A 24,887-nucleotide genomic window follows, 5' to 3' on the forward strand; every position below is an offset into this window, starting at 1 on the left:
GCTCAGCTCCGCGCGGACTTCGTCCGCGTCACCTCGAAGTGGTCGATCCGCTCGCCCGTCTCGGCGAGCGCGGTGACCTTCATCCGGGGCCGGTGGCCGGTCTCGACCTCCACCGCGAGGAAGGAAAAGCCGGTGTAGCGCACTCGTGACCAGGCCACCTTGTCGGTGTTCTTACCCCCGCCCTTCACCCAGTGGTACGTCTCGACCTCGTCCAGGTCCTTCACGTGCCCCTCGTAGCTGTCCGGCACGGGGAACTTGTACAGCGCCTTGCCCGCGCCGCCCGCCGTGACGTACACGATGCCCTCGCGCGCGGAGTCCACATGGCCGCCGACCGGCACCTTGCGGGACACGTCGGTGCCCTTGATCGCGTCGGTGCGCTCGTAGATGTGGTTGTGGCCGTTGATCACCAGGTCCACGCCGTGCTTCTCGAAGAGCGGCAGCCAGGCGTCCCGCACACCGCCGTCCGAGGCGTGCGAGACGGTCGTGGAGAACGCGCAGTGGTGGAAGAAGACCACCAGGAAGTCGATGTCGTCACGGCCGCGCAGCTCGCCGAGGCGGCGGTCCAGCCACCGGGTCTGCTTCCCGTCCGTGTAGCCGGTGTTCGCGGTGATCTCGTAACTGACGTCGTTGGCGTCCAGCGCGACCACGCCGACGTTGCCGTAGGTGAAGGAGTAGACGCCGGGCGCAGTCTTCGGGTCCGGGCCGTTCTCCGGCAGCGACCAGCGGGCCAGCTGGCCGCCGTAGCCGTCGGGGGAGTACCAGGCCTCCATGTCGTGGTTGCCGGTCGTCACCATCCACGGCACCGACTTGGCGACCGTCTCCGTCTGCGCCAGGAACTGGTCCCACACCCGCGCGTCGTAGGTGTCCTCCTCCGACCCCTGGCCGTCCGGGTCGGCGTAGCAGATGTCGCCCGCGTGCAGGTGGAACGAGGGGTTCTGGCCCAGGATCAGCTGGTCGTTGGCGAGCGCGTCGTAGCTGACGCCCTGGTCGCCGAAGGCGGTGAAGACGAACTTCTCCGGCCGCGCGGGCGCCGTACGGAACGTGCCGACGGTGGAGAAGTGCCGCGCGTCGGCCGGGTCGAAGCCGTCGTGGCCGACGCCGTAGTAGTACGTCGTGCCCGGCTTGAGGCCGTCCAGCGCGGCGTGCAGGTAGTACTGGTCGACGGCCGGCAGCTTCTTCGTGAGCGCCGGGGTGTGCAGGTCCCGCACCTCCGCCTCGATCTTCCGGCTGAGGTCCCACGGCTTCAGGCCCACCCGCAGATACGGCCGCTTCACCGCGAACGGCACCTGCCAGGAGACCCGCATCTGCGTCTTGGGGTCGGCGCCGAACTGCAGGTGCCGGCCGAACGGCGCCACCATCGAGCCGTCCACGGTGGCCGTGGCGGGCGTGGAGAGCAGGGTCGTGGAGCGCGGCGACGCACAGGCCGTGGTGGTGCCGAGCAGCCCGCTGCCCGCGACGATCCCCGCACCGGCCGCCGAGGTGCGCAGCAGTCCGCGGCGGGACAGCTTGGTGCGCAGGTACTCGTGCTGCTCGGCCATGGACATGCGGGCGGCGATCCGCTCCGGGATGCCGAAGCGGGGGATGTCGGGGGACGTGGGGGTCTCACGGGAAGCCATGCCGGTAACGTCCCATCGCCCCGGAACCGGATGGCGTACTGCCGGTTAACCTCAGCTGTACGGCTCACCATGTGTCCGTATGCCGGACGGTGGGTGTCAGCCCCTGGGACGAAGAGTAGGGTCCAGGCATGTCTCGCAGCATTCGCCTCGCAGTGATCCCCGGTGACGGTATCGGCCAGGAAGTCGTGGCCCAGGGCCTCAAGGTCCTCTCGGCCGTCCTCCCGCAGGACGTGAAGCTGGAAACCCAGGAGTACGACCTGGGCGCCAAGCGATGGCACGCGACCGGCGAGACCCTGCCGGACGCCGAGATGGAGTCGCTCAAGCAGCACGACGCGATCCTGCTCGGCGCGATCGGCGACCCGTCCGTGCCCTCCGGCGTCCTGGAGCGCGGTCTGCTGCTGAAGCTCCGCTTCGCGTTCGACCACTTCGTCAACCTGCGCCCGTCGAAGCTCTTCCCGAACACCAGCACCCCGCTGGCCGGCCGCCCCGACATTGACTTCATCGTCGTCCGCGAGGGCACCGAGGGCCCCTACACCGGCAACGGCGGCAGCCTGCGCACCGGTACGCCCCACGAGGTCGCCACCGAAGTCAGCCTGAACACGGCGTACGGCGTCGAGCGGGTCGTGCGGGACGCGTACGAGCGTGCCCAGGCCCGCCCGCGCAAGAAGCTGACGCTGGTCCACAAGAACAACGTCCTGGTCCACGCCGGCCACATGTGGAAGAACATCTTCGACAAGGTCGGCGAGGAGTACCCCGAGGTCACCACCGACTACCTGCACGTCGACGCCGCGACGATCTTCTTCGTCACGCAGCCGGAGCGCTTCGACGTCATCGTCACCGACAACCTCTTCGGTGACATCCTCACCGACCTCGCCGCTGCCGTGACCGGCGGCATCGGCCTGGCCGCCTCCGGCAACATCAACCCCTCCGGCGCCTTCCCGTCCATGTTCGAGCCGGTCCACGGCTCGGCCCCGGACATCGCGGGCACCGGCAAGGCCGACCCGACGGCGACCATCCTCTCCGTCGCGCTCCTCCTGCGGCACCTCGGCCACGACGCCGAGGCCACCCGCATCGAGGAGGCCGTCGCCACGGACCTGGAGGCCCGCGACGGCACGGCCCGCACCACGGACGAGATCGGCGACGCGCTCGCCGGCCGAGTAGCGGGCTGACGCCGCTGCTTCTACGCCACGACGGCCGATGACGGCCGTTTCCGCCAGTAGCCCAGCGGCAGCGTACGTACCCACGTACCCGGCCGCTGGGCTACTCGGCGGTTGGGTGCGACCATCGACCCCAGGTCGCGCTTGAGCATTACGTCACCTCCTTCCTCTCCGCGGTCCCACACGAGCGATAATCGGACGCGGGGCCGCGTACGGGAGGGAACTCGGACGTCCACGTACCGACAGGACGTCATGAGCGCGGCCGCCACAACCTCACCGGTGAAGGACACGCACTCATGACGACGCCCACGATCGAGCTCAAGCCCTCCGCGCACCCGCTGTCCGCAGCGGAGCGCGAGAAGATCCTGGCCAGCCCCGGCTTCGGCCGGCACTTCACCGATCACATGGTGACCGTTCGGTGGACCGAGGGCCGCGGCTGGCACGACGCGCAGCTCGTCCCGTACGCGCCGCTCTCCATCGACCCGGCGAACATGACGCTGCACTACGCCCAGACGATCTTCGAGGGGCTGAAGGCGTACCGCCGGCCCGACGGCTCCGTCGCCACCTTCCGCCCCGAGGCCAACGCCCAGCGCTTCCAGCGCTCCGCGCGCCGCCTCGGCATGCCCGAGCTGCCCGTCGAGACCTTCCTCGCCGCCTGCGACGCGCTGGTCGAGCAGGACAAGGGCTGGGTCCCGGCGCACGGCGGCGAGGAGTCGCTCTACCTGCGCCCCTTCATGTTCGCCACCGAGGTCGGCCTCGGCGTGAAGCCCGCCAACGAGTACCTCTTCATCGTGATCGCCTCGCCCGCCGGCGCCTACTTCCCCGGCGGCGTCAAGCCCGTCTCCATCTGGCTGTCCGAGGACCGGGTGCGCGCCGTCCCCGGCGGCATGGGCGACGCCAAGACCGGCGGCAACTACGCCGCGTCCCTGCTCGCCCAGGCCGAGGCCGCCGAGAAGGGCTGCGACCAGGTCGCCTACCTCGACGCCGTGGAGCACAAGTGGGTCGAGGAGCTCGGCGGCATGAACCTGTACTTCGTGTACGGGAACGGCGGCGAAGGCGGCCGGCCGAAGATCGTCACCCCGACGCTGACGGGCTCGCTCCTCGCGGGCGTCACCCGTGACTCCCTGCTCACCGTCGCCCGCGACCTGGGCTACGAGGCGGAGGAGGCGCGCGTCTCCATCGACCAGTGGCAGGCCGACACCGAGAACGGCACGCTCACCGAGGTCTTCGCCTGCGGCACCGCCGCGGTCATCACGCCCGTCGGCACCGTGAAGCGCACCGGCGCCGAGTGGCAGCAGGGCGGCGGCGAGCCCGGCGAGGTCACCATGAAGCTCCGCGAGGCCCTGCTGGACATCCAGCGCGGCACGGCGGCCGACACCCACGGCTGGATGCACCCCCTGGGCTGACCGCCGACGGAAGCAACCGGCTCCGACGGGCCGTCCCGCGTACGCCTTCCGCGTCCGGGGCGGCCCGTCGCCGTACGGCCCGGCCGGGCTACGGCACCTCCGCCGGGGCCTCCTCCACCGGCGCGACGGACACCGGCAGAGCCGCCGGGCGACGCGTCAGCGCCCCGTACAGCACGGCCGTGACCAGCGCCGACAGCAGGAACGAGAGATCGATGCCGCCGGTGTACGGGACCAGCGGCCCGGTGTAGAGCGGGGTGTCCACCGCCGCCAGGCCGACCAGCGAGCCGAGCGCCCACGCCGCCGTGGCGGGCGCGTTCCAGCCCGCGGTGTACCAGTACCGGCCGCCCCGGGAGCGGCGGTTGTAGACCTGCAGCGCCTCGGCGTCGTACATCCCGCGGCAGTGCGCGAAGCCGATGACGGTGATCACCGCCCAGGGCGTGCCGACCGCGGTGAGCAGCAGCACGAACGAGGTCATCGCGTCCTGCGCGTCCCACGCGAAGTGGCCGAGGTAGACGAAGAACGTGGCGACCGCGGCGACGACGTACGTGGCCTGGGTGCGGGTGGCGCGCGGCAGGATCGCGTCGAGGTCCAGGCCCATCGAGTACAGCATCAGCCCCGCGTTGCCGACCGAGCCCGCCGAGGCGGCGAGGAGCAGCGGGATCAGGAACCAGAAGGGGGCGCCCGCGACGAGCGGCCCGGCGTAGTCCTCGCCCGCGCCGACCGCGAGCGCGGTGAAGGTGCCGAAGAGCTGGGGGACCAGCAGGCCCGCGACCAGCCCGAGGCAGGTGGCCAGGAACACCTTGCGGGAGCCGTGGCGGCGCGGGGAGATGTACCGGGTGTAGTCGCCGAGCAGCGTGATGAAGGCGATCGGACCGCTCAGCCCGGCCGAGACCACGGCCAGCAGCCAGGTCGGCCAGAAGCTGCCGAGCAGGTACGCGCTGCCGTCCGCCGCTGCGGTGGTGAAGTCCGGCGCGTACGCGAACAGGCCGATCGCGAGGATCGCCGTCATGCCGAGCGCGAGGATGCGGGAGAGGCGGAGCAGGAGCTTGTAGCCGTAGACCGCGCCGGCGGCCGTGCAGACGGCGAGCAGGGCGTAGACGGCGGCGTAGCTCGCGCCGCTGTCGGGGAGGCCGATGAGCCGGGCGAGGGTGCCGACGACGGCGTCGCCGCCCACCCAGAGGGTGAGCGCGGTGTAGCCGAGCGAGAGCAGCAGGCCGATCACCGAGCCGACCAGCCGGCCGCGTACGCCGAAGTGGGCTCCGCTGCTGGTGGAGAGGTTGGTGCCGGTACGCAGCGAGACCAGCGCCAGCGGAGCGGTGAGCAGCGTCCCGACGAGGGTGCCGACGGTGAGGGAGGTGACCGAAGGCCAGAAGCCGAGTCCGAAGGAGACCGGCAGCCAGCCGAAGATCACCACCCCCAGGGCGAGGTTGGAGCCGAGCAGGATGGAGACGAGATCGCGGGGACTGCTGGTGCGTTCCTCGTCGGGGATCGTGTCGACTCCGCGTTGTTCGATCGGCATGAGAGGGCTCCTCTGAGAGGCCGGACAACTGTCGAGGGGGGCCGCTCCGGTGCGGAGCGTTCCGCTTTATTGAGCGGCGCTCAATGTGACCCATACCCCTGTGGTCGGTCAACCCTTTCCCACGCCTCGATACTGTGGTTAGAGTGTCGCTCTAATCGATTAGGAGGTGTGGTGGCATGCGGCTGACCCCGACCGAGCGCGACCGGCTGCTGCTGTTCGGCGCCGCCGAACTGGCGAGAGCGCGCAGGGCACGCGGCCTGAAGCTGAACGTGCCCGAGGCGACGGCGCTGGTCGCGGACACGGTCTGCGAGGTGGCCAGGGACGGCGGCCGGCTGGCCGACGCCATCGAGGCGGCCCGCGCGGTCCTCGGCCCGGACGACGTCCTGCCCGGCGTCGCCGACGTCGTGACCGAGGTGCACGTCGAGGCCGTCTTCGACGACGGCTCCCGGCTCGCCGTGGTCAGCGACCCGATCGCCGGGGGATCGATGGGCGACGCGGCACCCGGCGCGATCCTGCCCGGACCCGCCGACACCGCCCCCGAGCCCGCGGTCACCGTCCGCGTACGCAACACCGCGACCGTCCCGGTCAGCGTCACCTCCCACTTCCACTTCTTCGAGGCCAACCCCCGGCTCGACTTCGACCGCGCCGCCGCCTACGGCATGCGCCTCAACGTCCCCGCCGGCTCCTCCCAGCGCTTCGACCCGGGCGCCGAGGAACAGGTCGGCCTCCTGCCGATCGGCGGCGCACGCATCGCCATCGGCTTCGCGGGCCTGGTGGACGGCCCGCTCGACGCACCGGGGGCCAAGGAAGAAGCGCTGCGGCGGGCCGCCGCCTGCGGCTACCTGGGGGCGCACACCGAAGAGGAGGAGCGGGCATGACCATCGACCCGCAGGAGTACGCATCCGTGCACGGCCCCCGGGCCGGCGACCGCGTCGTCCTCGGCGACACCGGCCTCGTCGTACGCGTCGAGTCCGACGCCCAGAAGCCCGGCGACGAATTCCTCGCCGGCTTCGGCAAAACCGCCCGCGACGGCCTGCACCTCAAGGCCGCCGCCGTCCGCGAGACCTGTGACGTCGTCATCAGCAACGTCCTCGTCATCGACGCCGTCCAGGGCATCCGCAAGGTGTCCATCGGCATCCGCGAGGGCCGCATCAGCGGCATCGGCCGGGCCGGCAACCCCGACACCACGGACGGCATCGACGTCGTCGTCGGCACCGGCACCTCGATCGTCTCCGGCGAGGGCCTGATAGCCACGGCGGGCGCGGTGGACACCCACGTCCACCTGCTCTCGCCGCGCATCATGGAGGCCTCCCTCGCCTCCGGCGTCACCTCCATCATCGGCCAGGAATTCGGCCCCGTCTGGGGCGTCGGCGTCAACTCGCCCTGGGCCCTTCGGCACGCCTTCAACTCCTTCGACGCCTGGCCCGTCAACATCGGCTTCCTCGGCCGCGGCTCCTCCTCCGACCCCGCCCCGCTCATCGAGGCGCTCGCCGAGGGCGGTGCCTCCGGCTTCAAGGTCCACGAGGACATGGGCGCCCACACCCGCGCCCTGGACACCGCCCTGCGCGTCGCCGAGGACCACGACGTCCAGGTCGCCCTGCACAGCGACGGCCTCAACGAGTGCCTGTCGGTGGAGGACACCCTCTCCGTCCTCGACGGCCGCACCATCCACGCCTTCCACATCGAGGGCTGCGGCGGCGGCCACGTACCCAACGTCCTGAAGATGGCGGGCGTGGAGAACGTCATCGGCTCCTCCACCAACCCCACGCTGCCCTTCGGCCGGGACGCGGTCGCCGAGCACTACGGCATGATCGTCTCCGTCCACGACCTGAAGACCGACCTGCCCGGCGACGCCGCCATGGCCCGCGACCGGATCCGCTCCGGCACCATGGGCGCCGAGGACGTCCTGCACGACCTGGGCGCCATCGGCATCACCTCCTCCGACGCGCAGGGCATGGGCCGCGCCGGCGAGACCGTACGCCGCACCTTCGCCATGGCCGGCAAGATGAAGGCCGAACTCGGCCCCATGGAGGGCGACGGCCCGCACGACGACAACGCCCGCGTGCTGCGCTACATGGCCAAGCTCACCATCAACCCGGCCATCGCCCACGGCCTCTCCCACGAGATCGGCTCCCTCGAAGTCGGCAAGATGGCCGACATCGCGCTCTGGCAGCCCCGCTACTTCGGCGCCAAGCCGCAGATGGTCCTGAAGTCCGGCTTCCCCGCGTGGGGCGTCACCGGCGACCCCAACGCCGCCACCGACACCTGCGAACCCCTCGTCATGGGACCGCTGTTCGGCGGCCACGGCGCCACCGCGGCCGACCTCTCCGTCGCCTTCGTCAGCGGCGCCGCGGTCGAAGCCGGGTCGCCCGGCAAGGCCTTCGACTCCCTCCCCACCCGGCGCCGCCGCGTCGCCGTCCGCGGCACCCGCGGCATCGGCCCCCGCGACCTGCTCCTCAACGACCGCGTGGGCAACGTCCAGGTCAACGGCGACACCGGCCTGGTCACCCTCGACGGCGCCCCCATGCGCTCCGACCCCGCCGACTACGTCTCGCTGTCCCGGCTCTACTTCCTCTGAGCCGGCACCGCCCCGCCGCCCGGCACACCCGGGCCGGCACCCGACCGGGGGCGCCCGTCTGTGCGGGACGGCGCCCCCTTCCGCCGGTACGCCCTGCCCGGACCGGCCCCGCACCGGCCGCAGCGGCCTGCCCCGCTGCGGCCACCACGCCCCGCCCGGGGCCCCGTCCCTTCCCGGGCGGCACCGGGGCGGCCCGCCCCTCCCCGGGCGGCCGCCCCGGCTTCCCCACCCTCGACCTCTCCCACCCAAGGACGCAGCTCATGACGGACCAGCCCCTCCCCTCCACCGGCGCCACCCCCGCCGCCGACGGATACACCATGCCCCCGGAGTGGGCACCCCACGAGCGCACCTGGATGGCCTGGCCCGGCCCCAACTTCACCTTCGGCGAGGAAGGCGGCAGCGACCTCTCCGAAGCCCGCGTCGCCTGGGCCCGCGTGGCACGCGCCGTACGCCGCTTCGAACCCGTCACCGTCGTCGCGGGCCCCGGCCGGGCCGCCGGCGCCCGCGGCCTCCTCGGCCCCGGCATCGACGTCGTCGAACGGGAACTGAACGACGCCTGGATGCGCGACATCGGCCCCACCTTCCTCACCGGAAACGGCCGACTCGCCGCCACCGACTGGGTGTTCAACGGCTGGGGCGCCCAGGAATGGGCGAGCTGGGAACACGACGCGAAGATCGCCGCCGAGGTCGCGGACCTCGCCGAAGCGCGCCGCTACGCCACCCCCCTCGTCAACGAGGGCGGCGGCCTGCACATCGACGGCGAGGGCACCGTCCTGCTCACCGAGACCGTCCAGCTCGACCCCGGCCGCAACCCCGGCCGCACCCGCGAAGAGGTCGAAGCCGAGATCCACGCCCACCTCGGCACCACCAAGGCCATCTGGCTGCCCCGCGGCCTCACCGCCGACTACGGCCGGTTCGGCACCCGCGGCCACGTCGACATCGTCGCCGCCTTCGCTCGCCCCGGCACCGTCGTCGTCCACACCCAGCCCGACTCCGCCCACCCCGACCACGCGGTCTGCGCCGAAATCGTCAAGATCCTGCGGAGCGCCACCGACGCCCGCGGCCGGCAGCTGGAGGTCGTCGAAGTACCGGCCCCCACCGTCATCGAGGAGGACGGCGAGTTCGTCGACTACTCCTACATCAACCACTACCTCTGCAACGACGGCGTCGTCCTCTGCTCCTTCGACGACCCGCGCGACGAGCACGCCGCCGGAATCTTCCGCCGGCTCTTCCCCGGCCGTACGGTCACCCTCGTCGACGCCCGTACGATCTTCGCTGCGGGTGGCGGCATCCACTGCATCACCCAGCAGCAGCCCAAGGTCTGATCAGCCACCGATCAGCCGGTCCAGGAGGTCACCGTGCCCGGTCCCGCACGCCGTCCCCGGCGGCGGCTCAGCCAGCCACGCGAGCAGGTGCTCGCCGCGGCCATGACCACCATCGCGGAGGAGGGCCTGGACCGGCTCACCATGGCCGGACTCGGCCGCGAGGTCGGCATGAGCAGCGGCCACATCCTCTACTACTTCGGTACCAAGGACGAGCTGCTGCTGCAGACCCTCCAGTGGAGCGAGGAACAGCTCGGCGCGCAGCGCCGCGCCGAGCTGGCCCGCCCCGCGCCCACCCGTGAGCGCATCGACGCCCTCGTCGACCTCTACCTCCCCGACGGCCCCCGCGACCCCCGCTGGACCCTCTGGCTGGAGGTCTGGAACCGCTCCCAGAACGCCGACGACGCCACCCGCCAGCGCCAGCTCGACCTGGAACTCGCCTGGCACCGCGACCTCGTCGCCCTCCTCGTCGAAGGCGCCTCCAAGGGCGAACTGCGCACCGTCGACGCCGAACGCTTCGCCACCCGCACCCGCGCCCTCCTCGACGGCTTCGGCACCCACCTCGTCGTCGGCCTGCCCGGCCTCTCCCGCCCGGACGTACTCGGACACGTACGCGACTTCCTGGATGAAACACTCACGCGCGACGGTAGCGAAAGCACGTAACGCACGGAACGAAGCCCGATCGTTGTCCGGTGCACCCTTGCCGAAAATTCCCAGGTCCGGCACCGTTCTCGGCTATGGGACGAGAGCAGTGGAAGAAGATCTGGGTCGGGTCCGCCGGCAACATGGTCGAGTGGTTCGACTGGTTCGTGTACGCGAGCTTCGCCGTGTACTTCGCGGACTCCTTCTTCCCCAAGGGCAATGAGACCGCCAATCTCATGAACACCATGGGCGTCTTCGCGGTCGGCTTCTTCATGCGGCCGGTCGGCGGCTGGCTGCTCGGCCGGGTCGGCGACCGCAAGGGCCGCAAGGCCGCCCTCACGCTCACCGTCACCCTGATGTCGGCCTCCGCCGTCCTCATCGCGGTCGCCCCCACCTACGCGGTCGCCGGCTACGGCGGCGTCGCCGTCCTCCTCGTCGCCCGCATGCTCCAGGGCCTCTCCGTCGGCGGCGAGTACGCCGCCAGCGCCACCTACCTCACCGAAGCCTCCGCACCCGGCCGCCGCGGCTTCGCCTCCAGCTTCCAGTACGTCTCGATGACCGCCGGCCAGCTCCTCGGCCTCGGCCTCCAGATCATCCTCCAGCGCACCATGTCCGAGGACGCCCTGCACAGCTGGGCCTGGCGCATCCCCTTCATCATCGGCGCCCTCGGCGCCGCCATCGTCTTCTACCTCCGCCGCAACATGCTGGAGACCGAGGTCTACGCGGCCGACGACGATGCCAACAGCGACCCCGAGCGCGGCACCCTCAAGGCCCTCTGGGCCCACAAGCGCGAGGCGTTCCTCGTCATCGCCCTCACCATGGGCGGCACCGTGGCGTACTACACGTACACCACCTACCTCACCAAGTACCTCTCCAACAGCGCCGGCATGGCCAAGCCGACCGCCTCCCTGGTCAGCTTCTGCGCCCTCTTCGTCTTCATGTGCATCCAGCCGCTGGCCGGCAAGCTGTCCGACCGCATCGGCCGACGCCCGCTGCTGATCACCTTCGCCATCGGCTCGACCTTCCTCACCGTGCCGATCATGACCCTGCTGCGGCACGCCGGCTCCTTCTGGCCCGCCCTCGGCCTCGCCCTGCTCGCCCTGGTCGTCGTCACCGGCTACACCTCCATCAACGCCTGCGTGAAGGCCGAGCTGTTCCCCACCGGCATCCGCGCCCTCGGCGTCGCCCTGCCGTACGCCATCGCCAACGCCCTCTTCGGCGGCACCGCCGAGTACGTCGCGCTGTGGTTCAAGAAGGGCGGCATCGAGTCCGGCTACTACTGGTACGTCGCCGGCTGCGCCGCCGTCTCCCTGGTCGTCTACCTGACGATGCGGGAAACCCGCACCATCGACCTCCACCGCGTCACCAAGGACGGGACGGACCAGGGCAAGGAAGCGCGCCTGCTCGCATCCTGAGACAAGGGGCGATTCGGGGGCAGTCGTGTGCAAGACTGCCCCCATGCTCTCGTTCGCCATGATTATTGGCAGCAGGCGCGCCGGTCCGCAGTGACCGCCCCGTACGAAACCGAGTACGGCGCGGCACCGTCGTCCCAGACCCGCGCGCAGACCTCTCGCACCCGCGAGAGGTTTTTTCGTTTCCCGGCCCACCAGCCACCGGGGACGGAGCGCGAGGGATCATGAGGGGACGGTGGAGCCGGTAATTCCGGTAGACCGAGATCCCGACAGGAGCCAGACCAGCATGACGGACACCTCAGAACCCTCTCCTCTGTCCGACGATTTCCATGTGTTCGACACGACGCTGCGCGACGGCGCGCAGCGTGAGGGCATCAACCTGACCGTCGCGGACAAGCTGACCATCGCACGCCACCTGGACGACTTCGGCGTGGGCTTCATCGAGGGCGGCTGGCCCGGAGCCAACCCCCGGGACACCGAGTTCTTCCAGCGTGTACAGGAAGAGGTCCCCTTCCGCCACGCACAGCTGGTCGCCTTCGGCGCCACCCGCAAGGCCGGCGTACGCGTCGAGGACGACGCACAGGTCAAGGCCCTGCTGGACTCCAATGCGCCGGTGGTCACCCTGGTCGCCAAGTCCCACGTCCGCCACGTGGAACTGGCTCTCCGCACCACGCCGGAGGAGAACCTGGCAATGATCCGGGACACCGTCGCGTACCTGCGCGAGCAGGGCCGCCGGGTCTTCCTGGACTGCGAGCACTTCTTCGACGGCTACGCGCTGGACGCGGCCTACGCCAAGCAGGTCGTCCGGACCGCCAGCGAGGCCGGCGCGGACGTCGTCGTGCTCTGCGACACCAACGGCGGCATGCTCCCCGCCCAGGTCACCGCCGTCGTCCGGACCGTCCTCGCGGACACCGGCGCGCGGCTGGGCATCCACGCCCAGGACGACACCGGCTGCGCCGTCGCCAACACCCTGGCCGCCGTCGACGCGGGCGCCACGCACGTGCAGTGCACCGCCAACGGCTACGGCGAGCGGGTCGGCAACTCCAACCTCTTCCCGGTCGTGGCCGCGCTGGAGCTGAAGTACGGCCGCAAGGTGCTGCCCGAGGGCAAGCTCGCCGAGACCACCCGTATCTCGCACGCCATCGCCGAGGTCGTGAACCTCACGCCCTCCACCCACCAGCCCTACGTCGGCCTCTCCGCCTTCGCGCACAAGGCGGGCCTGCACGCCTCCGCGATCAAGGTCGATCCGGACCTGTACCAGCACATCGACCCCGAGCTGGTCGGCAACACCATGCGGATGCTGGTCTCCGACATGGCGGGCCGCGCCTCCATCGAGCTCAAGGGCAGGGAGCTGGGAATAGACCTCGGCGGCGACCGCGAGCTGGTCGGCCGGGTCGTGGAGCGGGTCAAGGAGCGCGAGCTCGCGGGCTACACGTACGAGGCCGCCGACGCCTCCTTCGAACTCCTCCTGCGCGAGGAGGTCCAGGGCAAGCCGCTGCGCTACTTCACCGTCGAGTCCTGGCGGGCGATCGTGGAGGACCGCCCGGACGGCACGCACGCCAACGAGGCCACGGTGAAGCTGTGGGCGAAGGGCGAGCGGATAGTGGCCACGGCGGAGGGCAACGGCCCGGTCAACGCCCTGGACCGGGCGCTGCGGGTGGCGCTGGAGCAGATCTACCCGCAGCTCGCGTCGATGGAGCTGGTGGACTACAAGGTCCGCATCCTGGAGGGCGCACTCGGCACCGGCTCGATCACCCGCGTCCTGGTCTCCACGGGCGACGGCCGCGGCGAGTGGTCCACGGTCGGCGTAGCGGAGAACGTCATCGCAGCCTCCTGGCAGGCCCTGGACGACGCCTACGCCTACGGCCTCCTCCGCGCGGGCGTAGACCCGCAGGACTGACGCCCGCTGCGTACGACAGTGGTCCCGGCCGGTTCCTTCGAACCGGCCGGGACCACTTGCCTCGCCGGTCGGCCCAGGTACGGATCCCGGCGCCTCGCCAGAAAGTGACGCAGGCGGAGGCGTTGAGTTCGGTGCATGGGCAGCGTGCCGATCTCGTCAGCCGCGACGAACCGGACCTCGGTCGACTCGTCGGAGACGGTCGCACTTCCCGGACGGCCGCGTCCGCAGGGATTCCGCCGGCTCCATGACCCCACCGGGGAGTGCCCACAGCCCGTTGTCGGTGCGTCCTTGAAGGAGGATGCGCCCCTCGGCGTCGGTCACCACGGCGGAAGCCGCCACGACCATGCTGTTCCGTTCCGGCGCTTTCGGGTCGTCGAAGTAAGCGCCGCCACTGCTCTGTCGCCGCTGCCAAACGGGCGCGGCACAGGCGTTCACGCCCCACGCGTGCGCACGGAGACCGACACCGCCGATGAAACCGCCGACTGCGCGCTGTGCGTTGCCCTGCGGGACCGGATGCGGACCGCCGCTGACGGGAGGGGCTGCTCGGGCGAGTGGATGCCCGCATCCGGTATCGCCGCCACATGCTCGAAGGGCACGGCGGGCGGCTTCCCCTTCCGGTGCAGGCGATGGGAGGGGGCCCGGTACCGGGGGGCTCGGGGGTGAGGGGCCGAGGCGGCTGGGCCCCTCACCGGTTGAGGAGGGGCCCGGCCGCGGAGTGGGGGACGGGGTCAGGCCGCCTTCACCGCGGAGATGTCGAAGGTCAGCTTTACCTTGTCGCTGACCATGACTCCGCCCGTCTCCAGGGCGGCGTTCCACGTCAGGCCCCACTCGGAGCGGAGGATGTCGGCGGTGCCCTCGAAGCCGACGCGCTCGGCGCCGTAGACGTCGGTGGCGGAGCCGTTGAACTCCAGGTCGATGGAGAGCGGCTTGGTGACGTCCTTGATCGTCAGGTCGCCGGTGACCCGGTACGTCTCGCTGCCGGTCTGCTCGACGGCGGTGGAGCGGAAGGTCATCAGGGGGAACTTCTCCGCGTCGAAGAAGTCGGCGCTCTTCAGGTGGGCGTCGCGGTCCGCGATGCCGGTGTCGATGCTGTCGATCTTCACGTCGATGTTCGCGGTCGAGGCGGCCGGGTTCGCGCCGTCCAGGCGGAGGGTGCCCTCGTGCTCGCCGAAGGAGCCGCGGACGTTGGTGACCATGGCGTGCCGCACCGTGAAGCCGATGCTGCTGTGTGCCGGGTCGATGGTGTACTCGCCGGTCAGCGCGGCCAGTGCGGGGTCCGTCGCGAGGGTCGCGGTGGCGGCGGGGGCGGCGGTCTCGGTGGCGCGCTTGCGGTTGAACAGAGCCATGGCTCCTCCTCAGGGGACGGGTCGGGGGACCTCGGGCGTCGCTGTCGAACTTCTTGTTTAACGTTCAACGAGATTCAGCGTAGACCTATCTGGTTCAAGTTTCAACCTTTCTGGTGAGGGGTGGTGGAACGGGCTTCGTCCGCCCTGCTCACGGGGGCTGGCGACGCGCGTAGAGGTCGGGCATCATCTGCGGTGCTCCACCTGCACCGCCGAAACATCCGTCGCACGGTTCACCGGTTCACCGCAGGAGGTTCCCCTTGAGAGTCCGTACTGTCCTCAGCGCGCCGGCCCTCGTCCTCGGCGTCCTGTTCGCCCCCGGCTTCGGCGTCCTCACCGGCGCCGGCGAGGCGCACGCCGTCACCAAGCTCACCCACTCCCAGGCCACCACGATGTTCCGCAACGCCGGCATCACCTGGTCCTCCTCCGGCGGCTGTTCGGACCGCAACACCCCGACCTGCACCTCCTTCGACCAGCTGAACCAGGCCACCGCCCAGGGCGCCGTCACGCTCAAGAAGGCGAGCGGCTGCGCGCTCAACATCACCGGCGGCACCGAGACCGGTCACGCGAGCGGCACGTACAGCCACTGGAACGGTTACAAGCTGGACTTCGCCCTCAGTACCTGCGTCAGCAACTACGTGACCGGCACCTTCGCCTACATCGGGGTGCGCGGTGACGGCGCGCCGATGTACCGGTCGGGCTCCGGGAACATCTACGCCAAGGAGGGCTCGCACTGGGACGTCCTCTACTACAACTGCGGCGGCTGCTGACCATGGCGCCGCGCGCTTCCCACTGGACCCGCAGAGGCTTCCTCGCGGCGGGCGGCGCCGGCGCGGCCGCCCTCGCGTTGTCCGCGCCGGACGCCGTCGCCGCCGGCTCCGGCCGGGCCGCACCCGCCGCCGACGAGTACGACACCCTGCGGCAGCGCTGGGCCGGCCTCCAGCTGGGCACCGACTTCGACCCGGCCGCCGAGCCGTACGCCTCCCGGCTGCGGGAGACCGGCGACCTCGCCCGGCAGTTCCGGGCGGCCATGGCGCCGGCCGCAGCGTCGCTCTGGCCGGACTGCCCGTTCGACCCGCCGGCCGGCATCACCCGCAGCTACAGCCGGCTGAACACCCTGGCGCAGGCGTACGCCCAGCCCGGTACGGGACTCACCGGCGACGCGGGCGTCCTCGCCGACGTCCTCGCGGGCCTGGACCATCTCGACGCGAAGGTCTACAACCCCACGACCACCCGGTACGGCAACTGGTGGGAGTGGCAGATCGGCAGCCCGCGGCTCCTCCTGGACACGATGACGATCGTCGACGGGGCGCTGAGCGACGCGCAGCGGGACCGGTACCTCGCCGCGGTCGACCATTTCGTGCCGGACTCGATGCTCGGCGACTACACCGGCACGAGCACCGGGGCCAACCGCGTCGACCTGTGCCGGGTCGTCGCGGTGCGCGGCGTCCTGGGCCGGTCGGCGGCGAAGCTGGCGCTCGCCCGCGACGCGCTCTCGCCGGTCTTCCCGTACGTGACGAAGGGCGACGGGCTGTACGCCGACGGCTCCTTCGTCCAGCACACCTGGGTCGCCTACTCCGGTACCTACGGCTTCGTGCTGCTGGACGGGCTCGGGCGGCTGTTCACGCTGCTGCGCGGCAGCAGCTGGGAGGTGACCGACCCCAAGCGGCAGATCATCTTCGACAGTGTGGAGAACGCCTACGCGCCGCTGCTGCACAACGGCCTGATGATGGACAGCGTCAACGGGCGGGCGGTCAGCCGCGGTTACCTGGCCGACGACGACCTGAAGGTGATGCGCAGCGATCACTTCCACGGGCACGCGCTGCTGGCCGCGGTGACGGTGCTGGCGCAGGGCGCCTCCGCCGCCGAGCGGGACCGCTGGCACGCCATGGTCAAGGGCTGGATCGAACGGGACAGCACGCTGGCCGTGCTGACCGACCGGCAGTTCGGCGTCGCCGACGCCGCGCGGCTGGCCGCCGTGGCCGCCGGGCCGGGCCCCGCGGCGCCCGAGCCGGTCGCGCACAAGCTCTTCCCCGCCATGGACCGGGCGGTGCACCGCAGCGCCGGGTTCGCCGCGAACATCGCCATGGCCTCGGAGCGGATCACGTACTACGAGAACGGCAACGGGGAGAATCCGCGCGGCTGGCACACCGGTGCGGGAATGCTCTACTGGTGGGGCGCGGACTCCGGCGGCGGCCAGTACACCGACGCCTTCTGGCCGACGGTGGACCCGTACCGCCTGCCGGGGACCACGGTGTCCACCAAGCGGCTCGCCGACAACGAGGGCGGCGGCTGGGGTGCGCCCAAGCCCGCCGCGACCTGGGTGGGCGGCACCACGGACGGCGAGTTCGCGGCCGTGGGGCAGGACGTCCGCGGGCTCTCGTCGACGCTGCGGGCCAAGAAGTCCTGGTTCTGCCTGGCCGACGCGGTGGTCTGTCTGGGCGCGGGGATCACCGGTCAGGACGGCGTGCCCGCCGAGACGATCGTCGACAACCGCAACCTCGGCGCCTCGGGGAGCCCGGTGCTCACGGTCGACGGTGTCCGGCAGTCCTCGGCGACCGGCTGGACGGGCACCTTCCCGCGGGCCCGCTGGGCGCACCTGGAGGGGCACGGCGGGTACGTCTTCCCCGGTGGCGCGGGGCTGCGGGCGCTGCGGGAGGCCCGTACGGGCGCGTGGCGGGACATCAACACGGGCTCCTCGCCGGACCGGCTCACCCGCCGCTACCTCACGCTCTGGCACGAGCACGGCACCGATCCGGTGGACGCCTCGTACGCCTACGTCCTGATGCCGGGGGCCGGACCGCGTGCCCTCGCGGCGCGCGCCGCCGACCGGCACTGGCTGATGGTCCTCGCCAACACCGGCGGCGCACAGGCGGTGGAGGTGCGCGCGCTGGGAGTGACGGCGGCGAACTTCTGGCGGGCCGGTACGGCGGGGCCGCTGACCGTCTCGGCGCCGGTCTCCGTGCTGGTGCGCGGGCGCGGCCGGACGGCGACGCTGTGCGTGGCGGAGCCGCCGCGTACGGGGGAGCCGGTGGAGGTCGTCTGGGACCGGCGGGTGCGCGGCGTGGTGGACGCCGGGCCTGGCGTCACGGTCCTGGAGGCCGGCCGGCGGCTGCGGCTGCGGGTGGCGCCGGGGAAGGTCTGCGCCACGTTCCGCTGTACTGTCACCACGGGCTGACCCGTCCGCCGGGCGCTGCGGGCCGGTCCCGCCGCCCGGCGGCCGCGCGGGTCGGTGGCCGGGAAGCGCGGTCAACCGGCGGACCGCCACAAGACGACACCGGTGTCTTTTGTGGGCCCCGCACAGTGTCCGCGGAGTGGTCGTTCGCGTCCGGGCCGGGCCCGCGCCCCGCGTACAGCCTGGTTCTGTTCTGCTTGCCCACCAAATCGCGCTCGACGTTGTACGAAACCGACATCGGTTCCCGAGCAGGTGTCCGCGTACGGTCGATGCATGACCACTGTCGAAGATGCGCCCGCCGAGGCGAACGACGCCCGCGGGCGCGTCGCCGAGCTGCACGCGATCCGTGAGCAGGCCCGGCGAGGCCCGAGTGAGCGCGCCACCGAGGCCCAGCGCGCCAAGGGCAAGCTCACCGCCCGCGAGCGGATCGACCTCCTGCTGGACGAGGGGTCCTTCAACGAGGTGGAGCCGCTCCGCCGGCACCGTGCGACCGGCTTCGGCCTGGAGAGCAAGAAGCCCTACACCGACGGTGTGATCACCGGTTGGGGCACCGTGCACGGCCGTACCGTCTTCGTGTACGCGCACGACTTCCGGATCTTCGGCGGCGCGCTGGGCGAGGCCCACGCCACCAAGATCCACAAGATCATGGACATGGCCATCCAGGCCGGCGCGCCGCTGGTGTCGCTGAACGACGGCGCGGGCGCCCGCATCCAGGAGGGTGTCTCGGCGCTCGCCGGCTACGGCGGCATCTTCCAGCGCAACACCAAGGCCTCCGGCGTCATCCCGCAGATCTCGGTGATGCTCGGCCCGTGCGCGGGCGGCGCCGCCTACAGCCCGGCGCTGACGGACTTCGTGTTCATGGTGCGGGAGACCTCGCAGATGTTCATCACCGGGCCCGACGTGGTCCGCGCGGTGACCGGCGAGGAGATCACCCAGAACGGGCTGGGCGGCGCCGACGTGCACGCCGAGACCTCCGGTGTGTGCCACTTCGCGTACGACGACGAGCAGACCTGCCTCGAAGAGGTGCGGTACCTGCTCGCGCTGCTGCCGTCGAACAACCGGGAGAACCCGCCGTCGGTCCCGTGCGACGACCCGGCGGACCGCTCGGGCGAGGACCTGCTGGACCTGGTGCCCGCCGACGGCAACCGGCCGTACGACATGCGCAAGGTGATCGAGGAGATCGTCGACGACGGCGAGTTCCTGGAGGTCCACGAGCGCTGGGCGACCAACATCATCTGTGCGCTGTCGCGCATGGGCGGCGAGGTCGTCGGCATCATCGCCAACCAGCCGCAGTCGCTGGCGGGCGTGCTGGACATCGAGGCGTCGGAGAAGGCTGCCCGTTTCGTCCAGATGTGCGATGCTTTCAATATCCCGATCCTCACGCTGCTGGACGTCCCCGGCTTCCTGCCGGGCGTCGACCAGGAGCACGGCGGGATCATCCGGCACGGCGCGAAGCTGCTGTACGCGTACTGCAACGCCACCGTGCCGCGGATCTCGATCGTGCTGCGCAAGGCCTACGGCGGTGCCTACATCGTCATGGACTCCCAGTCCATCGGCGCCGACCTGACGTACGCGTGGCCGACGAACGAGATCGCCGTGATGGGCGCCGAGGGCGCGGCCAACGTGATCTTCCGCAAGCAGATCGCCGAGGCGGACGACCCGGAGGCCATGCGGGCGCGCATGGTCAAGGAGTACAAGTCCGAGCTGATGCACCCGTACTACGCGGCCGAGCGCGGCCTGGTCGACGACGTGATCGACCCGACCGAGACCCGCGAGGTGCTGATCCGCTCGCTGGCGATGCTCCGGTCCAAGCACGCCGACCTCCCGGCCCGCAAGCACGGCAACCCGCCGCAGTAACCGGACCGCCACCACCGGCCACCAGAACCGCAGCCACCCTGCGACCTTGGAGACGACGAAAGTGAACCCTGCCGCTACCTCCGACCGTTCCCTGGTCCGTGTCGAGAAGGGCGAGGCCAGCGAGGAGGAGCTCGCCGCGCTGACCGCGGTGCTGCTCGCCCGCGCCGCGCACCGTCCGGCCGACGTGCCGGCGCAGCCGTACGCCACGGCAGCGCGCTGGCGCCGCCTGGAGCGTCAGCGCGGCTTCCACGGCGCGAGCTCCTGGCAGCGCTGACGCAGCGACGTACGAAGGGCCCCGCACACCGAGGTGTGCGGGGCCCCTTTTTTTGCGGCTAAGCCGCCGCCGCTCTCGCGGATCCGGTTGCTCGCCGTTCGGGTTCCTCAATTGACGGCCGGGGTTCTTCGGGCAGCTTCAGGTACAGGGTCATCAGCGCCGAGGCGACGTACAGCGCGGCGAAGATGATGACGACGCCGGCCGGGCCGAGCGGGTCGAGGAAGAGGCTGACGACGGCCGGGCCGACGAAGGCCGCGCCGCCCGCGCCCAGGTTCAGCAGTGCCATCGCGCCGCCCTTGTTCTCCGGGGCCAGCGCCGGGATCAGTGCGGAGATCGGCACGAAGCCGGCCAGCGTGATGCCGTAGAGCATGCCGCAGACGATCGCGACCGGGTAGTTGCTGCCGACGGCCTGCGGGACGAAGTACAGCGTCAGGGTCGTGATCGCGCAGCCGATGCCGCCGAAGGAGGCGATCGTCTTCCGCCAGCCGATCCTGTCGCCGATGACGCCGAAGATCAGGTTGAAGACGACGTTGGTGCCGTAGATCACGGCGAGCAGGGTCAGCCAGCGGCCCTCGCCGAAGCCCAGTTCCTTGCCGAAGACGGTGGGCAGGAAGACCAGGAAGCCGAACTCCGGCGCGGTGTTGATGATGCGTACTACGCAGCCCACCGCGACCCGGGGGTGCGTCCAGGCGATCGAGAGGCTGGAGATCAGTGACTGCACCGGCTTGACCTCGGGCGGTGCCAGCCGCGAGAAGCCGGTGCGCTCCTTGACGCCGAACATGCAGAAGGCACCGCCGAGCGCGATGATGCCGAGCGCCACCCACAGGGTGCCGAACTGGCCGAAGACCGGGTTGGTGGCGCCGGCGACCAGCGAGCCGAGCGTGGGCAGGCCGCCGGTGAAGGCCATGTAGAACCAGCCGACCGCGGCACCCATCCGTGCCATGGGGGCCGTCGCCGTGATCCAGACCAGGAATCCGAAGGCGAACAGCGGGTAGCCAAAGCCCCGCAGACCGTAGAAGACCAGCATCAGGGCGTAGTTCTCGGGCCCGAGCGCGAAGACCAGGTAGAGGACGTCGAAGACGATCCAGATGGCCAGGCCCAGCTGCATCACCCGGCGCGGGCCCCACAGGTCCGACAGGGCACCGGAGAGCCAGGAGGCGAGCATGACCGTGACGCCGTAAGCCGTGATCACATACGAGGCGTGCACCTCGGTGCCCGCGCCGTGCTCGGCCATGTAAGGAGCGATGAAGCCCGACTCGACGCCGTCGCCGACCATGAAGAGCAGGACGCCGAGGTAGCCGTAGACCAGCGCCTTGGGGATGCCGAGGCGGTCCGGCAGTGAGAGCGCCGAGGGTGGAGCCATGTTCGCGCCTCCGTGGGGAGAGGGTGTGCCGTGAAGGGGGATGCGAGCAGCATGAATCCTGTGAACTTCACATGCAAGGTGTGATGCCGGGTTTTTACTCCCGCGATTCTCACGCTGCGGACCGTGATTTGCGGCTCAGGGGGTGACGAAGCTGTGATCTGGATGTTAAATCCAACAGGGACGGAACAAAGGAGTGTGCCCTGATGACCACGACGCCCGACGGCCTCGGACACAACGCCGCGACCTTCCGCGAGGACTGGCTGGAAGGACTGGCCGACGCGTACGCGCGCACGCTCCGGAGGGTCCCCGGCACCTTCGGCGTGGTCGGCCGCCACGCCCCGCGTCCCGGCAAGGTCGCCCTCGTCATCGGCGGCGGCTCCGGCCACTACCCGGCCTTCGCCGGGCTGGTCGGACCCGGCCTCGCGGACGCGGCGGCGGTCGGCGACGTCTTCGCCAGCCCCAGCGCCGAGCAGATCTACCGCACCGCCAAGGCCGCCGACGGCGGCGCCGGCGTGCTGATGTCCTACGGGAACTACGCCGGCGACGTGATGCACTTCGGCCTGGCGGCCCGCCGCCTCGCCGCCGAGGGTGTGCCCGTGCACACCGTCCTGGTCACCGACGACGTGGCCAGCGGCCCGCCGCCGGTGGAGGGCCAGGAGATCGACCCCTCGCGCGACCGGCGCGGGGTCGCGGGCGACTTCTTCGTCTTCAAGGTGGCGGGCGCCGCCGCCGAGCGGGGCGACGACCTGGCCGGGGTGACCCGGCTGGCCGCCCGCGCCAACGCCATGACCCGCACCTTCGGCGCCGCCTTCTCGGGCTGCACGCTGCCCGGCGCGGCCGAGCCGCTGTTCACCGTCACCGAGGGCACCACCGAGCTGGGCATGGGCATCCACGGCGAGCCCGGCCTGCGCACCACCCGCGGCCTCACCGCGAGCGAGCTGGCCGACGAGCTGGTCGACAACCTCCTCCCGGAGCTGCCGCCGCTGCCCGAGGGCGCGGGCGGCCGGGTCGCGGTGCTGCTCAACGGCCTCGGCCGGACCAAGTACGAAGAGATGTTCGTGGTGTTCCGGCAGGTCAACCGGCGCCTGAAGGCGGCGGGACTGACGCCCTTCCGGCCGGAGGTCGGCGAGTTCGTCACCTCCTTCGACATGGCGGGCGTCTCGCTGTCGGTGATGGTCCTCGACGACGAACTGGCCGAGCTGTACGACGCGCCGTGCGACACCCCGGCCTTCCGCAGCCTGCCCGGGCCCCGTACGGACGCCGACGACGTGCGGGAGACCGCGGCGGTGCCCGAGCAGCGGCAGCAGGCCGCGCCCTCCGCCGCCGGCCTGCCCGCGACCGTGGCCCTCCAGGCCGCACTGGACCTGGTCGCCGCGAACGAGGACGAGCTGGGCCGCCTCGACGGGGTCGCGGGCGACGGGGACCACGGCATCGGGATCGTGCGCGGGCTGCGCGCCGCGGTGGCCGCGGCCCGCGACAGTGAGCCGGGACCGGCCGGTGACCCGCGCTCCGCGGGCCGCGCGCTGCTCAGCGCGGGCCTGGCCCTCGCGGACGCCTCCGGCGGCGCCTCGGGCGCCCTGTACGGGGCGCTGCTGGCCGAGACCGGCGCCGTCCTCGTACGGGCCCCGGAAGGCGCCTCCTGCACGACGGCGCTGCTCGCGGAGGCCGTGGCCGCGGCGCAGCGGGCCGTGTCGGAGCTGGGCGGCGCCGCGGTGGGCGAGAAGACCATGCTGGACGCGCTGGACCCGTTCCGGGCCGAGTTGGCCGCCCGTACGGGTGAGGACCTGGCGACGGCCTGGCGGGCGGCGGCCGAGGTCGCCACGAAGGCCGCGGCCGCGACGGCGGAGCTGACTCCTGCGCGGGGGCGTGCGGCCCGGATGGGAACGATGGGGTACGGCCACGCGGATGCCGGGGCGACGTCGTTGGCGCTGCTCGTCACCGCCGTGGGGGCCACGCTCCGCTGACGGCCGCGGCGCCGCGGTGGCCGGTCGCGCCCGCGCGGCGGAGCCGCATGTCGACACGCTCCCGCGCCCCTGAACGCCCCTGGCGGGGCGCCAAGCGCGAAGGGCCCCGCACAGCAGAGTGTGCGGGGCCCTTCGCGTACGGGCGGGCGCTAGCGCAGGCGTGCCATGAGGGCGTGTTCCACGAGCGTGATGAGCGCGCTCTTGGCCTCGCTGCGGTGCCGTGCGTCCGTCGTGATGATCGGTGCGTCCGGGCCGATCTGCAGGGCCTCACGGACCTCGTCGGGGGTGTACGGCTGGTGCCCGTCGAAGCCGTTGAGGGCGATGACGAACGGCAGGCCGCTGTTCTCGAAGTAGTCCACGGCCGGAAAACAGTCCGCCAGGCGGCGGGTGTCCACCAGCACCACGGCGCCGATCGCGCCGCGGACCAGGTCGTCCCACATGAACCAGAACCGGTCCTGACCGGGCGTACCGAAGAGGTACAGGATCAGGTCCTGGTCCAGGGTGATACGGCCGAAGTCCATCGCCACCGTCGTGGTGGTCTTGTCCGGCGCGTGCGTGAGGTCGTCGATGCCCGCCGAGGCGGAGGTCATCACGGCTTCGGTACGCAGCGGATTGATCTCAGAGACGGCCCCGACGAAGGTCGTCTTGCCCACGCCGAAGCCGCCCGCCACCACGATCTTCGCGGAGGTGGTGGAGCGGGCTGCACCGCTAGAGCTTGCGAAGTCCACTGAGCACCCTTTCGAGCAGTGTCACATCTGGCTGTCCGCCGGCGGACTCGTCACCGCCGGGCTGATGAATGGCGACGAGTCCGGCCTCCGCCAGGTCGGCGACGAGGATCCGGGCGACGCCGAGGGGGATGGAGAGGAGCGCGGAGATCTCGGCGACCGACTTGATCTCGCGGCACAGATGGCAGATGCGCTGATGCTCCGGCAGCTGGCCCTGCAGCTGAGCCTGGCCGGCCGTGGTGTGCACCAGGGCCTCGATGGCGAGCTGGTAGCGCGGCCGGGTGCGGCCCCCGGTCATGGCGTACGGGCGGACCAGCGGGTTCTGCGCACCACCGGTCGGCGCCGACGGCTCGGGTCGCCGGTGCGGCTGGACCGGTTCTATACGGGGAACCAGGGGCCCCTCGTCACCGTAACCGTACGGCGACGGAGAGGGGCTGCCGTACGACGTGTCGTAGGGCTGCGGCGCGGGCGGCCGCGGCTGCCGGCGACTCGGTGCGGAAGGGAAGTTGAAGCGGTTGTACTGGGTTTCGCCCTGCGACTCGGGCTGATGCCCAAAATCGTACGGGTATCCGCTAGGGGGCGTTGCCACGTTTCCTCCTCCAACTTGCCGATCCGACGCCGGTCGCGCCACCGC

The 24,887-nt window shown here is 71.4% G+C and carries 19 protein-coding genes and 1 pseudogene; 13 read left to right on the forward strand and 7 right to left on the reverse strand.

The genetic code is table 11. From position 1 onward, the window contains the following. Window positions 1-2: 2 nt before the first annotated feature. On the reverse strand, window positions 3-1,616 hold the full coding sequence (locus tag ACIGQF_RS16845) for a purple acid phosphatase family protein (RefSeq protein ID WP_399710633.1): 1,614 nt from the start codon (window positions 1,614-1,616) through the stop codon (window positions 3-5). Between the two features lie 128 nt (window positions 1,617-1,744). On the opposite strand from ACIGQF_RS16845, the gene ACIGQF_RS16850 reads away from it, so the two are divergent. Further along, a complete protein-coding gene (locus ACIGQF_RS16850; protein ID WP_399710635.1) occupies window positions 1,745-2,785 on the forward strand; it encodes a 3-isopropylmalate dehydrogenase in 1,041 nt (346 codons plus the stop codon). Between the two features lie 284 nt (window positions 2,786-3,069). Continuing rightward, on the forward strand, window positions 3,070-4,179 hold the full coding sequence (locus ACIGQF_RS16855; protein ID WP_399710637.1) for a branched-chain amino acid aminotransferase: 1,110 nt from the start codon (window positions 3,070-3,072) through the stop codon (window positions 4,177-4,179). An 88-nt stretch (window positions 4,180-4,267) separates the two neighbouring features. On the opposite strand, the gene ACIGQF_RS16860 is transcribed toward ACIGQF_RS16855, so the two are convergent. After that, a complete protein-coding gene (locus tag ACIGQF_RS16860) occupies window positions 4,268-5,698 on the reverse strand; it encodes a cytosine permease (protein ID WP_399710639.1) in 1,431 nt (476 codons plus the stop codon). 176 nt (window positions 5,699-5,874) lie between these two features. Between ACIGQF_RS16860 and ureA the strand changes: the two genes are divergently transcribed. From ureA to cimA, 6 genes are all read left to right on the forward strand, one after another. After that, on the forward strand, window positions 5,875-6,576 hold the full coding sequence (gene ureA, locus ACIGQF_RS16865; protein WP_399710641.1) for an urease subunit gamma: 702 nt from the start codon (window positions 5,875-5,877) through the stop codon (window positions 6,574-6,576). Beyond that, on the forward strand, window positions 6,573-8,276 hold the full coding sequence (locus ACIGQF_RS16870) for an urease subunit alpha (protein WP_399710643.1): 1,704 nt from the start codon (window positions 6,573-6,575) through the stop codon (window positions 8,274-8,276). The genes ureA and ACIGQF_RS16870 overlap by 4 nt, the downstream gene beginning before the upstream one ends. A gap of 260 nt (window positions 8,277-8,536) precedes the next feature. After that, on the forward strand, window positions 8,537-9,601 hold the full coding sequence (locus ACIGQF_RS16875; protein WP_399710645.1) for an agmatine/peptidylarginine deiminase: 1,065 nt from the start codon (window positions 8,537-8,539) through the stop codon (window positions 9,599-9,601). Between the two features lie 33 nt (window positions 9,602-9,634). After that, window positions 9,635-10,261, forward strand: coding sequence for a TetR/AcrR family transcriptional regulator (locus ACIGQF_RS16880; protein WP_399710647.1), 627 nt, complete (start codon window positions 9,635-9,637; stop codon window positions 10,259-10,261). 74 nt (window positions 10,262-10,335) lie between these two features. Continuing rightward, window positions 10,336-11,655: an MFS transporter gene (locus ACIGQF_RS16885; RefSeq protein WP_399710649.1), complete on the forward strand. Its 1,320-nt coding sequence runs from the start codon at window positions 10,336-10,338 to the stop codon at window positions 11,653-11,655. Between the two features lie 283 nt (window positions 11,656-11,938). Beyond that, the gene (gene cimA / locus ACIGQF_RS16890; RefSeq protein ID WP_399710651.1) at window positions 11,939-13,552 is read left to right on the forward strand and encodes a citramalate synthase; all 1,614 of its coding nucleotides are present in this window, start codon (window positions 11,939-11,941) and stop codon (window positions 13,550-13,552) included. Window positions 13,553-13,623: 71 nt separating this feature from the next. On the opposite strand, the pseudogene ACIGQF_RS16895 reads toward cimA, so the two are convergent. Both ACIGQF_RS16895 and ACIGQF_RS16900 read right to left on the reverse strand, forming a co-directional pair. Beyond that, window positions 13,624-13,897 (reverse strand): annotated as a pseudogene (locus ACIGQF_RS16895) (NUDIX hydrolase); the annotation flags it as partial. 383 nt (window positions 13,898-14,280) lie between these two features. Then, window positions 14,281-14,898 (reverse strand): YceI family protein, encoded by a 618-nt coding sequence (locus ACIGQF_RS16900; RefSeq protein WP_399710653.1) that lies wholly within the window; start codon window positions 14,896-14,898, stop codon window positions 14,281-14,283. A gap of 257 nt (window positions 14,899-15,155) precedes the next feature. Here ACIGQF_RS16900 and ACIGQF_RS16905 point away from each other — a divergent pair, with 257 nt between their 5' ends. From ACIGQF_RS16905 to ACIGQF_RS16920, 4 genes are all read left to right on the forward strand, one after another. After that, entirely contained in the window at window positions 15,156-15,665 is a 510-nt protein-coding gene (locus ACIGQF_RS16905; protein ID WP_399710655.1) for a hypothetical protein, read from the forward strand. Window positions 15,666-15,667: 2 nt separating this feature from the next. After that, window positions 15,668-18,073 carry a polysaccharide lyase 8 family protein gene (locus ACIGQF_RS16910; protein WP_399710657.1) on the forward strand — a complete coding sequence of 802 codons (2,406 nt, stop codon included), beginning with the start codon at window positions 15,668-15,670 and terminating at the stop codon, window positions 18,071-18,073. 270 nt (window positions 18,074-18,343) lie between these two features. Beyond that, window positions 18,344-19,927, forward strand: coding sequence for an acyl-CoA carboxylase subunit beta (locus tag ACIGQF_RS16915; RefSeq protein WP_399710659.1), 1,584 nt, complete (start codon window positions 18,344-18,346; stop codon window positions 19,925-19,927). A gap of 46 nt (window positions 19,928-19,973) precedes the next feature. Beyond that, window positions 19,974-20,201, forward strand: coding sequence for an acyl-CoA carboxylase epsilon subunit (locus ACIGQF_RS16920; RefSeq protein ID WP_361556067.1), 228 nt, complete (start codon window positions 19,974-19,976; stop codon window positions 20,199-20,201). 58 nt (window positions 20,202-20,259) lie between these two features. Here ACIGQF_RS16920 and ACIGQF_RS16925 read toward each other — a convergent pair whose 3' ends face one another. Further along, entirely contained in the window at window positions 20,260-21,564 is a 1,305-nt protein-coding gene (locus tag ACIGQF_RS16925; protein ID WP_399710661.1) for an MFS transporter, read from the reverse strand. Window positions 21,565-21,767: 203 nt separating this feature from the next. Between ACIGQF_RS16925 and ACIGQF_RS16930 the strand changes: the two genes are divergently transcribed. After that, window positions 21,768-23,528, forward strand: a complete 1,761-nt coding sequence (locus ACIGQF_RS16930; RefSeq protein ID WP_399710663.1) for a dihydroxyacetone kinase family protein — start codon at window positions 21,768-21,770, stop codon at window positions 23,526-23,528. Window positions 23,529-23,677: 149 nt separating this feature from the next. Here ACIGQF_RS16930 and ACIGQF_RS16935 read toward each other — a convergent pair whose 3' ends face one another. Together ACIGQF_RS16935 and ACIGQF_RS16940 are read right to left on the reverse strand one after the other, a co-directional pair. Continuing rightward, window positions 23,678-24,256, reverse strand: coding sequence for an ATP/GTP-binding protein (locus ACIGQF_RS16935; RefSeq protein WP_073447656.1), 579 nt, complete (start codon window positions 24,254-24,256; stop codon window positions 23,678-23,680). Further along, complete coding sequence (locus ACIGQF_RS16940; RefSeq protein ID WP_399710665.1) at window positions 24,237-24,842, reverse strand: DUF742 domain-containing protein; 606 nt, start codon at window positions 24,840-24,842, stop codon at window positions 24,237-24,239. The genes ACIGQF_RS16935 and ACIGQF_RS16940 overlap by 20 nt, the downstream gene beginning before the upstream one ends. Between the last annotated feature and the right edge of the window lie 45 nt (window positions 24,843-24,887).

Origin of the sequence: Streptomyces sp. NPDC053560, assembly GCF_044544605.1 — a bacterium.
In the GTDB taxonomy this organism is placed as follows: domain Bacteria; phylum Actinomycetota; class Actinomycetes; order Streptomycetales; family Streptomycetaceae; genus Streptomyces.